The 14,024-nt window shown below is 70.8% G+C and carries 13 protein-coding genes and 1 pseudogene; 9 read left to right on the top strand and 5 right to left on the bottom strand.

Going from position 1 to position 14,024, the window contains the following annotated elements:
- Positions 1 to 56: 56 nt before the first annotated feature.
- Positions 57 to 1,535, bottom strand: coding sequence for an ArnT family glycosyltransferase (locus tag NLX83_RS37465; protein WP_254240025.1), 1,479 nt, complete (start codon positions 1,533 to 1,535; stop codon positions 57 to 59).
- A 233-nt stretch (positions 1,536 to 1,768) separates the two neighbouring features.
- On the opposite strand from NLX83_RS37465, the gene NLX83_RS37460 reads away from it, so the two are divergent.
- The 6 genes from NLX83_RS37460 to NLX83_RS37435 all read left to right on the top strand — a co-directional run bounded on the left by NLX83_RS37460 (position 1,769) and on the right by NLX83_RS37435 (position 7,267).
- Positions 1,769 to 2,998, top strand: a complete 1,230-nt coding sequence (locus tag NLX83_RS37460) for an aminotransferase class I/II-fold pyridoxal phosphate-dependent enzyme (RefSeq protein ID WP_254240024.1) — start codon at positions 1,769 to 1,771, stop codon at positions 2,996 to 2,998.
- 17 nt (positions 2,999 to 3,015) lie between these two features.
- Complete coding sequence (locus NLX83_RS37455) at positions 3,016 to 3,381, top strand: DUF4288 domain-containing protein (RefSeq protein ID WP_254240023.1); 366 nt, start codon at positions 3,016 to 3,018, stop codon at positions 3,379 to 3,381.
- A 28-nt stretch (positions 3,382 to 3,409) separates the two neighbouring features.
- On the top strand, positions 3,410 to 4,306 hold the full coding sequence (locus NLX83_RS37450; RefSeq protein WP_254240022.1) for a helix-turn-helix domain-containing protein: 897 nt from the start codon (positions 3,410 to 3,412) through the stop codon (positions 4,304 to 4,306).
- A gap of 310 nt (positions 4,307 to 4,616) precedes the next feature.
- On the top strand, positions 4,617 to 6,005 hold the full coding sequence (locus tag NLX83_RS37445) for an MFS transporter (protein ID WP_254240021.1): 1,389 nt from the start codon (positions 4,617 to 4,619) through the stop codon (positions 6,003 to 6,005).
- Positions 6,006 to 6,066: 61 nt separating this feature from the next.
- Positions 6,067 to 6,858: an ArsR/SmtB family transcription factor gene (locus NLX83_RS37440; protein WP_254240020.1), complete on the top strand. Its 792-nt coding sequence runs from the start codon at positions 6,067 to 6,069 to the stop codon at positions 6,856 to 6,858.
- A 103-nt stretch (positions 6,859 to 6,961) separates the two neighbouring features.
- Positions 6,962 to 7,267, top strand: coding sequence for a hypothetical protein (locus NLX83_RS37435; RefSeq protein ID WP_254240019.1), 306 nt, complete (start codon positions 6,962 to 6,964; stop codon positions 7,265 to 7,267).
- Here NLX83_RS37435 and NLX83_RS42380 read toward each other — a convergent pair.
- From NLX83_RS42380 to NLX83_RS37420, 4 genes and pseudogenes are all read right to left on the bottom strand, one after another.
- A pseudogene (locus NLX83_RS42380) lies at positions 7,252 to 7,350 on the bottom strand (hypothetical protein); the annotation flags it as partial. The gene NLX83_RS37435 and the pseudogene NLX83_RS42380 sit on opposite strands and share 16 nt — an antisense overlap.
- A gap of 40 nt (positions 7,351 to 7,390) precedes the next feature.
- Positions 7,391 to 8,101, bottom strand: coding sequence for a hypothetical protein (locus NLX83_RS37430; protein ID WP_254240018.1), 711 nt, complete (start codon positions 8,099 to 8,101; stop codon positions 7,391 to 7,393).
- Positions 8,102 to 8,112: 11 nt separating this feature from the next.
- Positions 8,113 to 10,455, bottom strand: a complete 2,343-nt coding sequence (locus NLX83_RS37425) for a glycoside hydrolase family 3 C-terminal domain-containing protein (RefSeq protein ID WP_254240017.1) — start codon at positions 10,453 to 10,455, stop codon at positions 8,113 to 8,115.
- Positions 10,456 to 10,477: 22 nt separating this feature from the next.
- Positions 10,478 to 10,903: a MarR family winged helix-turn-helix transcriptional regulator gene (locus NLX83_RS37420; protein WP_254240016.1), complete on the bottom strand. Its 426-nt coding sequence runs from the start codon at positions 10,901 to 10,903 to the stop codon at positions 10,478 to 10,480.
- A 53-nt stretch (positions 10,904 to 10,956) separates the two neighbouring features.
- Between NLX83_RS37420 and NLX83_RS37415 the strand changes: the two genes are divergently transcribed.
- The 3 genes from NLX83_RS37415 (at position 10,957) to NLX83_RS37405 (ending at position 13,785) form a co-directional block, all read left to right on the top strand.
- Positions 10,957 to 11,394 carry a PaaI family thioesterase gene (locus NLX83_RS37415; protein WP_254240015.1) on the top strand — a complete coding sequence of 146 codons (438 nt, stop codon included), beginning with the start codon at positions 10,957 to 10,959 and terminating at the stop codon, positions 11,392 to 11,394.
- 107 nt (positions 11,395 to 11,501) lie between these two features.
- Entirely contained in the window at positions 11,502 to 11,909 is a 408-nt protein-coding gene (locus NLX83_RS37410; protein ID WP_254240014.1) for a hypothetical protein, read from the top strand.
- A 337-nt stretch (positions 11,910 to 12,246) separates the two neighbouring features.
- Positions 12,247 to 13,785 (top strand): recombinase family protein, encoded by a 1,539-nt coding sequence (locus NLX83_RS37405; protein WP_254240013.1) that lies wholly within the window; start codon positions 12,247 to 12,249, stop codon positions 13,783 to 13,785.
- Positions 13,786 to 14,024 lie beyond the last annotated feature (239 nt).

The following is a 14,024-nucleotide window of genomic DNA, read 5'->3' as shown; positions in this document are numbered from 1 at the left end:
GCGGTGATCGTTTGCGGGGGTTCGGGGTACTTGAAGACGCACCAACCGCGGCTGGGTCAGAATGTGCCGAGCCAACGGAAGCGGGGCCAGAGCTGGGACCACGGCTGCACGGGGTCGCGGCAGACGAGGATGTCCCTGCCGCGGTCGGTCACCGGCAGCTCGTGGCGGAACTGACCAGCCACCTCGCACTTCGCGAACAGCGGCGTGAGCTTGCCCTGCTCCGCGCCGAACGCGATCACCACCGTCTTGTCGTCGGCGGGCCGGGCGAAGTCCGCGTACGAATTGTGTCCACTGTAGACAGACGGGAGTCCCAGGCCCGGTCCGTAGCGGTCCACGGCGCCCGCCTGCGCGTAGTTCTCCCCGTAGATCACCGCGCGGGCGCGGTCGGCGGCGGGCAGCGCGTGGTAGACCTCGCCGATCTGCGCGGTCAGCTCCGGCCAGCCGACCTGGCCCAGCTGCGGTTCGCCGAAGCCGCCGAGCGGGGAGTCCTCGCCGAACGCCTCGATCGGCAGCACGGGCAGCGACAGCACCGCCGCGATCGCCGTGTTGCCGACGACCGCCGCGCCGATCAGCACCGAGCGCGAGAGCTTCGACGCCCACTCCGCCACGACCACGCAGCCCATCGCCAGGAACACCGTCAGCAGGCCCTCGGTGTAGCGGGCCTGGGCGCCGAGCACCGCGAGCAACGCGAAGATCAGCAGGTAGGCCACGCCGAACGCGCGGTAAGGCCGCCACTGCGGCCTGCGGAACACCGCGACCAGGCCGATCACCCACACCGGGGTGAGCAGCGGGCCGATCATCAGCACCGAACCGATCAGCAGGCCGATCACGCTCTCCACGCCGAACGGGCTGGACAGCTCCGAGGCCATGCCGAACTGCGGCCAGCCGTTGAGCGCCTGCCAGACCAGGGTGGGCGCTGCCAGCAGGACACCGATCCCCGCCCCGGCGGCGAAACGACCGTCGAAGCGGCGCGGGCCGACCAGCAGCAGCGCCGCGCCCAGCCCGAAGACCAGCAGCAGCACCAGGTACTTCGCCAGCAGGCCGACGCCGACCACCGCGCCGACCGCGAGCCAGAGCCGGGTGTCGGAGGTGCGGATCAGCCGGATCACCAGCCAGCACACGGTGATCCACGCGACGTGGTCGACCGCGGTCGGGTGCAGCACGTGCCCGGCGACGAGCGAGGCCAGCGATCCGGCGGTGGCCACGGCGGTGAGCAGCTGCGCCCGGTGCGAACCGCCCAGCTCCCGCGAGATCAGCGCGGTCACCAGCACCGTGACCCCGGCCAACAGCGCCGGGATGATCCGCAACGCGAACACGCTGTCGCCGAACAGCGTCACCTGCACCTTGGCCAGCAGCGCCACCAGCGGCGGCTGGTCGGCGTAGCCCCAGTCGAGGTGCCCGCCGGAGACCCGGAAGTACAGCTCGTCCATGTAGTAGCCGTAGCGCCCCGCGACCGCGAGCAGCCCCGCCACCAGCGCGGCGCACACGCCGATCAGCGGCAGCCAGCGCACCGGCTCCGGCGGGTCCTGTTTCACCGCCGGTCGTTCTGATACATCCGAGAGTGTTGACACGGGCCGGAACCTCGCATTCTTTTCCGGGCCCGAAATGGCCACTCCGGGCGCTCACTGGTCGAATACCGTGCTCGTCGCCCACTCCCGTGGTCAAAGGCTTGATTTGTGGGCGAAACGCCCAGGTCGCTCACTTCCCGAGCTTGTCACCAGCGGCAACGGCTCCCTACGGTCGCGGTGTCGGTGCAGGGGATCGGGGAGTGCGTGAATACGAAGCGGCACGTGCGCACGAGAACGGCCGAATTCGGATGAGCATGGCGATCGGTGGCGCCGGCCCCCTGTCGCACCGAAGGTGGTGGCGTGCCGGAACGGTTCAGGACGTCGCCCCGCCGGAAATCCTCGACCTCGGCCCCGGTTATCTGGACCCGTCCCTGCTGCCGGTGGACCTGCTGCGCGAGTCCTATTCGGTGGCGCTCGCCGAGTTCGGCTCGGCCGCACTGGCCAACGGCGCCGACCGGGGCGCGCTCGCGCTGCGCAAGGCGCTGGCCGTGCGGGCGGCGCGGGCGGACGGCGTGGCCTGCGAACCGGACCAGGTCATGATCACCTCCGGGGTCTCGGCCGCGCTGCACCTGCTCGCGACGACCCTGGCCGGGCCGGGCGAGGTGGTCCTGGTCGACCAGGTCGGCTACGACCACGCCAAGCGCGTCCTCGCCGACGCCGGGCTGCGGGTGCGCGAGGTGCCCGCCGACGGCGACGGCATGGACCCCGCCGCGCTGGACGCGGCGATCACCGCCGAGGGCGGCCGGATCGCTTTCGCCTACCTCAACCCGACCTTCCAGAACCCGACCGGCCTGGTGATGCCCGTCCAGCGGCGCAAGGAGATCGTCGAGGTGGCCGCGCGGCACGGCCTGATGCTGGTGGAGGACTGCGCCTACGCCGATCTCGGCCTCGGACCCCGGCGCCCGCCCTGCTCGCTCGGCGGGCTGACCAGGCAGCGCGGCGTGATCCGGCTCGGCAGCTTCGCCAAGACCCTCGCGGCCGGGTTGCGGCTGGGCTGGTTGATCGCCGAGCGCGAGGTCGTCGACCGGCTCACCGGGACCGGGGTGGTGGCCGCTGGCGGTTCGCTGAACCACCTCGCCTCGCTGGCCGTCGCCGTGCTGATGCGCGACGGCGGTTATGACAGCCACCTGATGTGGTTGCGCGCGCAGCTGGTGCACCGCAGGGACACCCTCGCCGAGGGGCTGCGCGACCGTTTCGGCGACCGGTTCGCCCTCGCCGTGCCCGAAGGCGGGTTCTACCTCTGGATCCAGTCCACTGTAGACGATCGAGAGGAGGAGCTGGTGTCCTCGGCGATGAGCCACGGCGTCCGCGTCCTCGCCGGGAGCCGCTTCGGCCCCGTGGAGCGGCCGAGCGTTCGACTGACCTACGCGCTGCTGCCGCCGGGGGAGCTGGTCACCGCCGCGAACCGGCTGGAGCTGGCCTGGTCGTGATCGGGCATGCTGGGGACATGCCTTGGTTCAGCGCGTCCGCGCGGTACGCCTCGACGGTCGAGTGCGACGGCCTGAGCACGGTCAGCCGCTCCGTCTGGGTCTTCGAGGTGCCCGACTCCGGCGCCCGGCTGTGGGAGGACGCCCAGGCCAGAGCGCTGGAGATCGCCCGCCGCGACGAGCACGGCTACCTCAACGGCTACGGCCGCCGGGTCGAGTGGAAGCTGATCGACGTCGCGACGCTGGACCTGCTCGGCGACACCGTCGAGGACGGCCGCGAGGTGTACTCGGAGCTCCGCGATCCCACCGACGCGGAGCTGCGCCGGTGGCCCGCGCGGACCCTGTTCGATCCAGAGAACACGCCTCCGCATCAGACCGGGATCTGACGGCCCTGATCGGCTTACACTCCCGGGCGTGACCCAGACCGGGCGTTCTCGCGAGCTCGGCGCTCTCCTGCGCACCGGCCCCTTCCACGCGGCGCTGCGGCTGGCCATCAAGGAACGCGGGCTGACCCTGGAGCGGTTGCGCGCGCACCTGCGCAGGCACGGCGTCTCGATCGGGCTCTCCAGCCTCAGCAACTGGCAGCACGGCCACAGCCGCCCCGGCCGCGCCGATTCCGAGCACGTGGTCCGCGCGCTGGAGGAGGTGCTGTTCCTGCCCCAGCTGTCGCTGGTGACCCTGCTCGCCCGCGCCACGCCGCAGCGGTTGAGCGAGCACGTCGGCCCGCTCGGCGAGCTGCTGTCGGAGATCGACGACACCCAGCCCGAGCACCTCGCCGTGCTCAACCGCTACAACCGCGTCGTCATCGACGAGCACGGCTGCTTCGCGCATTACCTGTGCCGCACCGCGATCCGCGCCCGCCGCGACGGCGTCGACCGTTTCCTGGTCCGCTACTTCGGCGGCGAGGAGACCGTGATCGACAAGGTCGGCGTGCAGGCGCTGGAGAACTGCGAGATCGGCCGCGTCCGCAGGCACCCCGGCTCCCCGGTGATGGTCGCCGAGCTGTTGTTCGGCCACACCCTCCGCGCCGGTGACACATGGGTTTTCGAGTACCGGGGCGTCAACAGCCATCCCGTTCGCAGCACCGAGTTCGCCCACGCGTTCCGCTACCACGAGAAGCAGTACGTGATGGAGGTCCGCTTCCACCCGGACCGCCGCCCCACCCGCTGCCAGTCCTACGAGCGCGGTGACCTCTACAGCCCGAAGCGGATCACCGGCGAGCTGAAGCTCAACGAGCGCAACGGCGTCCACGTCCTCGTCGCGGACGGCACCTCCGGCGTCGTCGGCATCCAATGGGAGTGGGACGACTAGCCCACGCGTCCCACAAGCGCTCCCCAACGATCGTGACCGCTCGCCCCGAACCATCCCCAGCGCAGCCCAAATTCCCGTTTCGTACTCAAAACGGGTTTTTGGAGCGCTCTTTTTCCCGTTATGAGTACGAAACGGGGTTCTCTAGACGGCGCCTGCGGGGGTTGGGGTGTGCGGGCGGGTGTGGGGCATGGGACGGAGTTTACTTGGTGGGCGGAGTGCGGGCGGGGGCTTGCAGGACACGGGCTAAGCCCACACCGAAACCAAGCCCCCAGGAACTGCACCCGCACCCCACCCGCGCCAGACTGCGATCATGACTCACGACCCGCCCGACCCCCGCCGCTGGAAAGCCCTGGCCGTCAGCCTCAGCGCCGGGTTCATGGGCCTGCTCGACGTCAGCATCGTCAACGTCGCCCTGCCGTCGATGCAGTCCGGCCTCCAAGCCTCGCCGGGCGCCGTCCAGTGGGTCGTCTCCGGGTACGCGCTCGCCTTCGGCCTGACCCTGGTCGCGGGCGGTCGGCTCGGGGACGCGCTGGGCCGCCGGACGATGTTCCTGCTCGCCCTCGGTGGCTTCGTGCTGACGAGCGCCCTGGCGGGGATGGCGACGGACACGACCACGCTGGTCGTGGCGAGGTTGCTCCAGGGTGCCTCGGCCGGGTTGCTCACCCCGCAGAACACCGGGCTGATCCAGGACCTGTTCCGCGGCCCGGAGCGCGGACGCGCGTTCGGCCTGTTCGGTGCCTGCGCGGGGGTGTCCACGGCAGTCGGCCCGGTCCTCGGCGGACTGATCATCGCGGCGTTCGGGGTGGAGCACGGGTGGCGCTGGGTGTTCTTCGTGAACCTGCCGATCGGGGTGCTGGCGCTGGTGTTCGCGGTGCGGTTGCTGCCGGTCGACCGCCGTCGCCCCGCGCGGATCCGCGATGAGATCGACTTCCTCGGCGCGCTGCTGCTCGGTCTCGCGGTGCTCTGCGTGCTGCTCCCCCTGGTGCTGTTCGAGGACGGGGTCTGGTGGCCGCTCCCGTTCGCGGCGGTCTTCGGCTGGGCGTTCGTCCGGTGGGAGCGCTACACCGTCCGAAGTGGACGGTCGCCGTTGCTGGACACCCGGCTGTTCACCGACACCGCCGGGTACTCCTCGGGAGCGGCGATCGGCGCGGCCTACTTCTGCGGCTTCACCGGGGTTTTCGTGGTGGTGTCGATGTTCTTCCAGTCGGGGGAGGGCTACACCGCGCTGGAGTCCGGCCTCGTGGTGACGCCGTTCGCCCTCGCCTCCGCGGTGTCCGCCCCGCTCGCGGGCCGTCGGGTGGCCGATTTCGGGCGCCGCCTGACGATCGTCGGCCTGTGCCTGGTGGCGGCCGGGTTCGCCGTCGCCGGGGCACTCGTGCTGACCGTGCCGCCGCAGGGCCTGGGCCTGTCGGTGACGCTGGCGCTCGCGGTCGCCGGGCTCGGCGGCGGCATGGTGATCTCCCCGAACACCACGATGACCTTGGAGAACGTGCGCGGCGAGATGGCGGGGGTGGCGGGCGCGGTGCTCCAGACCGGTCAGCGGATCGGCACCGCGATCGGCGCGGCCCTGCTCGTCGCCGCGCTGCACGTGGTCGCGGCGGAGGCGGGGGACCGGGCCGGGCTCGCGGCGGCCCTGGGCTGCGCGGTGCTCCTGGTCCTGGTGGCGCTCGGGCTCGCGGTCCGGGAGCGCCGAGGTTGACATGCAGCCAAACAGCTGCCTATATTTCAGGCAGCCGGAAGGCTGCATATTGGGAGACGCGATGGACGAGGTGTTCAAGGCGCTCGGCGACGCCAGCAGGCGGCGCCTGCTGGACAGCCTGAACGCGCGCAACGGGCAGACGCTGCGCGAGCTGTGCTCCGGGCTGGACATGGCCCGGCAGTCGGTCAGCAAGCACCTGGCGCTGCTGGAGGCGGCGGGCCTGGTGGTCACCGCGCGCAGGGGGCGGGAGAAGTTGCACTACCTCAACGCCGAGCCGATCAACGCCATCGCCGATCGCTGGATCGGCCAGTACGCCAGGGCCCGTGTGCGAGCGCTGGCCGATCTCAAGACCGCATTGGAGCAGGAAACCATGAGCGACACCGAGTTCAGCTACACCACCTACATCAAGACCACGCCGGAGCGCCTGTGGCAGGCGCTCACCGATCCCGCCTTCACCAGCCGGTACTGGGGCGTCACCTTCGAGACGGACTGGGCGAAGGGTTCGCGGGTGACCTGGGTGATGGGCGACGTGCGGATGTCCGGCCCGGAGCAGGTGGTGCTGGAGTCCGATCCGTACCGCAGGCTGTCCTACACCTGGCACAGCTTCACGCCGGAGTTCGTCGCCGAGCAGAAGATCGACGCCGAGACGGCCGCGGCGCTCAACGCCGAACCGCGCTCCAAGGTGAGCTTCGACCTGGAGCCCGCCGGCGAGCTGGTCAAGCTCACCGTGTTGCACGACGGCTTCGGGCCGGACAGCACCCTGCTCGGCATGGTGAGCGAGGGCTGGCTGCCGCTGCTGTCGAGCCTCAAGACGCTGCTGGAGACCGGCGAACCGCTGCCAGAGCCGAAGTGACCGCCGCCGCACCGTCCTCTGTGGACAATCGCGTGGCGATCGCCTCGCGCCGACGGCCAGGACGAGCGCGACCAGCTCGCGCGGTGGCGTCCAGTCCTCCCGGGTGGGCGGCCACCAGAACCCGGCCGCCGGAAGTGGCACCACGGACGGGCTGAAACCGTGCAGCACCAACGGTTCCGGCGCGTTTCCGGGCCGCAGCCCGAGCTTGCCGCGCAGTTCGCCGACCACGCCGCCGAACGCCTTCCGCACCACGACACCGAGCGCCTTCGCGCTCGCGATGTTGAGCGCGGGCCCCAGGTCCAGCCCACCCAGGGTGGTCGGGGCGAAGCGGCTGGAGCCCAGGCCCAGCAGCACGCCTTTGCTGACGCCGATCCGCTTCGCGATCAGGGACAGCGAGGTCTTGCCGTAGCCGTGCTCGGCGATGCACGCGGCGGCGCCCGCCAGGACCTGCGCGCGCCGCTGCCGCTCGATGAAGGTAGGTTCTGACCGCACGGTCAGAGAATGGACCGCGCGGTCAGAACCTGTCGGGCGCTCAGGGGCGCGGCGGGAGCTGCAGCTTCTGGCAGGGCCACGGGGTGCCCTGTTCCGAGCCGGTCTTGTGCATGCCGGAGGCGCAGACGGAGAGGTCGCCCTTGACCGCGTCCGGGATCTTGTACAGGCCGAGCGTCACGTAGGCGGTGTTCGGCTTGATCTGCGCGTCGACGCTGTGCGAGGAGTGGAAGACCTCCTTGGCCCAGTCGCCGGCGAGCGGGGCCAGGTTCGTGGTGCCCATCTCGGTCTCCACGTGGCAGTACCCCGTGACGAAGATGGGGTTGTACGCACCGGTGGGGCACTGGACGGACGGCGCCTGCGAGGTGGCCCACCGCGCGTTCAGGTCGCGCGGGCCGAAGTCCTCGACCTCCACGGCCGGGTCGGCCGAGGCGACCGCGAAGTACACCTTGAGGAAGGTGGACCCGGCGGGCGCGGGCTTGATGTGGCCGGTGTAGTCGTCCGTCCACTCCGTCTTGAGGACCTTGACCGAGACCTTGGCCTTGTTGACCCCCCTGCGCGAGCTCCCCTGGAAGGTGAGCGCCTCGCCCGGTAGGTCGGCGAAGGTCTGCGGCTTCTTCGTCGTCTCCGGGGCGGTCGCACCGTCGTTGCCGCCGGGCCCGGCGGGAGTGGTGGAGCCCCCGCCGCCCCCGCCGCACGCGGTGCCCGCCAGTGCCAGTGCGGCCGCGACCGCGACCAGTCGGATCGTTCTCATGGTGCGCTTTCCTACCAGGACGCCGCCCGCAGCCTGATGTCGCCCGCGCTGTGACCCACCAAAATGTCGAACGGACCGGGCTCCCGCTCCCACTTATCGTCAGCCCAGTGCTGGAAGGCGCGGTCCGGAAGGTCCACGACGGCCTCGGCGGTCACGCCCGGTGCGGCCGTCACGGCGGCGAAACCGGCCAGCCACCGCACTGGTCGCGTGATCTTCGAGGACGGCCGCGCGAGATAGACCTGCACGACCTCGCGTCCGGCCCGCGACCCGGTGTTGGTCAGCCGTACGCGCACGCGATTTCCTTCCTCCACAAGGACTTCTTCGTACTCCCACGACGTGTAGCCCAGCCCGTGCCCGAACCAGTACGCGGGCTCGGCGCCGTCCCGGAGCCACCCGCGGTGACCGATGTCCAGGCCCTCGGAGTACTCCAGCCTGCCGTCCACCGGCGTGACCGACTCGGCCGAGACGTCCTCGGCGGGCCAGGTCGTCGGCAACCGCCCGCCGGGTTCCGCCGCGCCGAGCAGCACGTCGGCCAGCCCCGCGCCCGCCTCCTGGCCGGGCAGCCAGCTCAGCACGATCGCGGGCACGTCCTCGCGCCACGGCAGCAGCACCGGGGCTCCGGAGTTCACCACGACCACCGTCCTGGGGTTCGCCGCGCACACGGCGCGCACCAGCTCGTCCTGCCTGCCGGGCAACGCGAGCGTGGACCGGTCCGACCCCTCGCTCTCCGACTCGTCGGTGGTGCCGACCACGACCACCGCGACGTCACTCGTGCGCGCCAGTTCCACGGCCTCGGCGAACTCGTGGTCGCCGTGCGGGGCGTCGGCGGAGAGCACGGAGGCGCGGCTGGAGTCGGGGGAGAGCTGGCGGCGGGCCACGATGTGCGCGGGCTTACCGGCTTCCAGGGGGACGGTGACCGTGCGCCAGGTCGGGTCGAGGAAGAGCGTCGCGGGATCGTCCGTGTCGACCTCGATCACCTCGTCGACGAGCGTTTTCCCGTCCACCACAAGGGAAACCGGGCCCCACGCGCCGAAGGAGACCTGCCAGTCGCCGGAGACGTCGGGGTGCAGCACGGCCTGGATCTCGACGGTTTCCTCACCCGTGGCGCGGCTGGGTTCCGGCAGCCTGCCGGTGAGCCGGTGTTCGGTGAGCAGCTCCGCGTCATCGGCGCCCAGCACGCGCACGAGCAGTCCGGGCTCGCCCGTGACCGGGTGGGTGGAGTTGCCCCGGTGCAGCGGAGTCGGCTTGGTGGTCGTGCGGACGCCGGGGGAGTGCACGACCTCGGCGACGCCGTCGAGCGCGGCGCGCAGGCCGTCCACAGGGGACACGACGGCGGTCGGGTAGACCTCCGCGCTGCCGCCGCCCTGGAAGCGCACGGCCGCCGAATTGGGGCCGATCACCGCGACTCGCTCCACAGTGGACAGTGGAAGCAGGTTGCCTTCGTTGCGCAGCAACACCGTGCTGGCCGTCACCGCCGAGCGAAGCAGCTCGCGATCGTCGCCGGGCTCCACGGTCGAGGGGCCGCTGACCCGCGAGGCGAGCCGCAGCAGACGACGGATCTTCTCGTCCAGCGCCGATTCGGGCACCTCGCCGGACCGGACCCCTTCGGCCAGCCCGAGGCTCCAGTGGCTGCGCGGACCGGGCATCACCAGGTCCTGCGGCGCGTTCGCGGACGCGGCGACCGAGCGCACCGCGCCCCAGTCCGAGACCACCACGCCGTCGAAACCCCACTCGCCCTTCAACGGCTCGGCGAGCAACGGGTTCTCGGTCATCGTCGTGCCGTTGACCGCGTTGTACGCCGCCATCACCACCCACACACCCGCCTCGACCGCCGCTTCGAACGGCGCGAGGTACAGCTCGCGCAGCGTGCGCTCGTCCACGCGGGCGTCCAGCGTCATCCGGTCGGTCTCGGAGTCGTTGGCCACGTAGTGCTTCGCGCACGCCGCGACCCCGCCGGACTGCACGCCCCGGATGTAGGCCGCGCCGATCCGCGCGGTCAGGAACGGATCTTCGGAGAAGCACTCGAAGTGCCGCCCGGTCACCGGCGAACGGTGCAGGTTGATCGTGGGCGCGAGCAGGACGTCCACGCCCTTGCGGCGGGCCTGCGCGGCAAGCGCCACGGCGAGCCCGTGCACCAGCTCGGCGTCCCAGGTGGCCGCGAGCGCGCTGGGGGAGGGCAGCGCCAGCGAGTGGTCGCGCTCGTCCCACTTCTCGCCGCGCACCCCGATCGGGCCGTCCGACATCACCAGCTCGCGCAGGCCGATGGCGGGCTCGGCATGCGTGCGCCACATGGTTTTCCCGGTCAGCAACCGGACTTTGCGCTCGATCGGCAGGCCAGCGAGATCATCGTCCACCGGCCCACCGTAGCGGGGCCGGTCAGGGCCGCCAGTGGGCGAGCCGGTCGAGGGCGGCGGCCGTCCCGGTGAACCCGTCCTCGCCGAGCAGCTCGCGCATCTCGGCGTTGAACCGCTCGATCTCCGGTCGCGCGGCGCTGATCGCGGCGGCACCGTCCGCGGTCAGCTCCAGCACGACGGCGCGGTACTCGCGCGGGTGCGTGCCCTTGGTGACCAGCCCGGCCGCGGTGAGCCTGCCGACCAGCGCGGTGACCGCGGACTCGCGCAACCCGAGCGCCGCGGCGAGCTGTTGCTGGGTGACGCCCGGCCGCTCGCGCACCGCGAACAGCGCGCCGAGCTGCGCCGTGGTGATCCCGGCCGCGGCGACGCAGCGCCGGTCGGCCACCGTGCGCAACTGGTGCGCCGCCCGCTGGAGCAGGAAGAACAGGCGCTGATCGGGCTCGGGCATGCGTCGATCTTGACAGACACCCACGCGCTCGCAATGCTCACTTCACTATCAAAGTGAGGTGGCTCGTGCACGACATCCCCGATCTGGAGACCGCGCGGCGCGTCCTGGCGGCCCAGCCGTTCAGCGCGCTGCTCGGCTCCCGGCTCACGGCCTTCGGCGAGGGCGCCGCGACCCTGGAGCTCGACATCCGCGACGAGCTGCGCCAGCAGAACGGCGTCCTGCACGGCGGCGTGCTCGGCTACGCGGCCGACAACGCGCTGACCTTCGCCGCGGGCGCCGCGGCCGGGGCGCGCGTGATGACCTCCGGCTTCACCATCGACTACCTGCGCCCGGCCGACGGCGTCCTGCTGCGCGCGCACGCTTCGGTGGTCCGTGCGGGGCGCACCCGCGTCGTCTGCCGCTGTGACCTGTCCACCGTGGACAGCTCCGGCGTTTCGACGCTGTGCGCGGTCGCCCAGGGCACGGTCGCCCGCCTCGATGACGGAGCGTGATCGCGGTGGTGCGGCTACCCATGATCCGGTGGCCGCTCGTCCAGGATGGGTGATCATCGCGCCGCGCTGCCCCCGGTGCTCGTGCGCCCGCCCCTAGGATCGCCAGGGTGGTAACGAACGACGCACTTCAAGCCCTGACGGGGGCGGTCGAACGCGCGCTGACCGGGCTGGAGCGCCTCCCGACCGAACCGCTGCCGTTCGCCGCTGCCGCGCTGATCGCGGTCGAGTTCGAGGCGGTGGCCGCGCAGACCGAGTCGCGACTCTCCGTCACTCCGGACTCCGATCCCGTGGCGACCGCCCTGCGCGCCGCGCGCGCGTCCCTGGCCGCAGACGGCTTCGACCCGCAGAACGCCCACGACCGGTTCCTCGAACTGCTCGGCAGCGTCCAGGAACACCGCCAGGCCGACCAGTCGCGGCGAACCGTCTCCGCCCTGTGGCAGGACGCCATCCCCGAACAACTCGCCCGCCCATCCCGCCGCTCCCGCCACCGCGCCCCCGACCCCCGCGCCGTCTAACCCCCTCCCCGCGCTTACGTGCTGAATGAGTCATTGAGGGCGCTCAAGTACCTCAACGAGTCATTCAGGCACTTGAGCGCCCTGAACGGGTCGTTCGGGGCCGCTAACGCCCTGAACGGGTCGTTCGGGGAACCCAACGCCCCAAACGCGTCGTTCGGGGCAATCCGGATGCGGAGATCGAGAGCTGAAGAAGCGTGGGCTGACCAAAGAATGCCTGTTCAACCAGGGTCTACGGGGGGCAGGGTGAGCGCGCGATCCAGAAGCCTGCCCAGCCTCAACGAGGCACTTCGCCAATGACGCGTTGGCGAGGTCTCATTTGCTGTCATAACCTCGTCACATGGGCAGTAAACGCGATGTTAGCGCAGGTCAGGGTGGCGATCGGCCGTTGGTGCTGGACTCCTACGGCCGGTTGTCGCGGGTGCCGGAGACGGGTGAACTGGAGAAGATCGACACGCAGTGGGCCGACAACCGGAAGGTGATCGAGCGGATCGGCGCGAGCCTGGGCGAGCAGTTGAAGGACGGCTTGTCAGCGTGGAAGCGCAGCGTCCGGCGACCGGGGTGGGAGCGGCTGCTTGAGCGTGTGGAGTCGGGCGAGTCGGACGGCATCGTGGTCTGGCACACCGACCGGTTGTTCCGGCAGCCGCGCGACTTGGAGAAGTTGATCGAACTCGGGGAACGCGGGTTCAAGATCTACTCGGCGCATGGTGAGCGGGATCTGTCGAGGGCGGACGACCGGTTCATTCTGCGGATCGAGGTCGCCCAAGCATGCAAGTCCTCGGATGACACGTCGCGGAGGATCAAGCGACGGTTCGCCACCAAGAGGGAACAGGGCGCCGGGTACCTCGGTGGCCCGCGCCGGTTCGGGTGGCCAGGCAAGGACCTGGCATGGGTCCCTGGGCCGGAGGAGACGGACAAGGACCGCCCCGACGTCACGGCCGATCAGGTCGAGCGGGAGCGGACGGCCCTGCGGGAGGGCACCGATGCCCAGTTGGCGGGGATCGGCCAAGGCACGATCGCCAACGAGTGGAACGCGGCTGGGCTGCGCACGGCGTTGGGGCGTGAGTGGATCGCCGTCACAGTGAAGTCTGTGTTGTCGCGGCCGATGAATGCCGGGTTGATCGAGCATGACGGGAAGCTGGTCGGTCGGATGGAAGGCGATCCGATCGTGGACCCGGAGGATTTCGAGCGGCTACGGGCGATCTACGCCGCGCGGCGACGCGGTCGGGTGGTCGGCGAACGCTATATCGGCACCGGGATTCTGCGGTGCTGGCTGTGCAGGATGAAGTTGTCAGCGGCCCCCAAAGACACCGTGTACAAGGACACCGGGGAGCGGCGCGCGGTGTACTTCTGTAACAAGCAGCGGCGCGGGTGCGGCAAGGTCTACGGCGACCGGCGCGCGATTGATCATGAGTTGCGGCTGTTGGTGATCGCGCGGCAGTCCGATTCCCGGCACGCCTCGGCCGTGGCCGCTGCTCGGGCACGGGTAGCCGATCGGCTTGCCGATCTCCGTGCGGAGATCGGCGAGTGTGAACAGCTTCAGGAGGCGTTGTCGGAACGCCTCGGGCTACGTGAGATCCGCTTGGATGCCTTCGACCGGGCGAACAAGCCTCTGGCCGCTGATCTGGCGCGGTTGCGTGCGGAACGGGATCAACTTTCCGGCGGCAACGCTGATGGCCCTGTGGAGGCCCAGCCGCCGGAGGAGGTCGCGCGGCAGTGGGACGACGGTGACGTCAGCGAGAGGCGGACGATGCTGACATCGGCGTTGGAGAAGAACGTGCTGTACCTGAAGCCAGCCGCGCGGACCGGTGCACGGGTCTTCGACCGCGAGCGGCTGACGTTCGACGACCCCGAAGACCCCAGCGGCACCGCTGAGTAGAGACACGACACAGAGAAGGGGACCTCCACGGGCGTGGAGGTCCCCTTCTCTGTGTCGTCCTTTACTGGGTGCGGCGTCTCTGGTCGATCCTGCGGAGGACAACGGCAAGCCGCTCGATCGCCTCGGCCGTCATGGGCGGCATGGTGGCGCACGCCCGACGCCAGTACTCCAGTCCCTCACCATCGATCGGCTCAGCCAGTCCATCATGATCTTCCTTCGCGGGGAGTGCGGGTGCGGTC

It is taken from the genome of Allokutzneria sp. A3M-2-11 16, assembly GCF_024213555.1.
In the GTDB taxonomy this organism is placed as follows: Bacteria; Actinomycetota; Actinomycetes; order Mycobacteriales; family Pseudonocardiaceae; genus Allokutzneria.
Note: the sequence above shows the minus strand (reverse complement) of the source record. Positions and strands in the feature narration are given on the sequence as shown.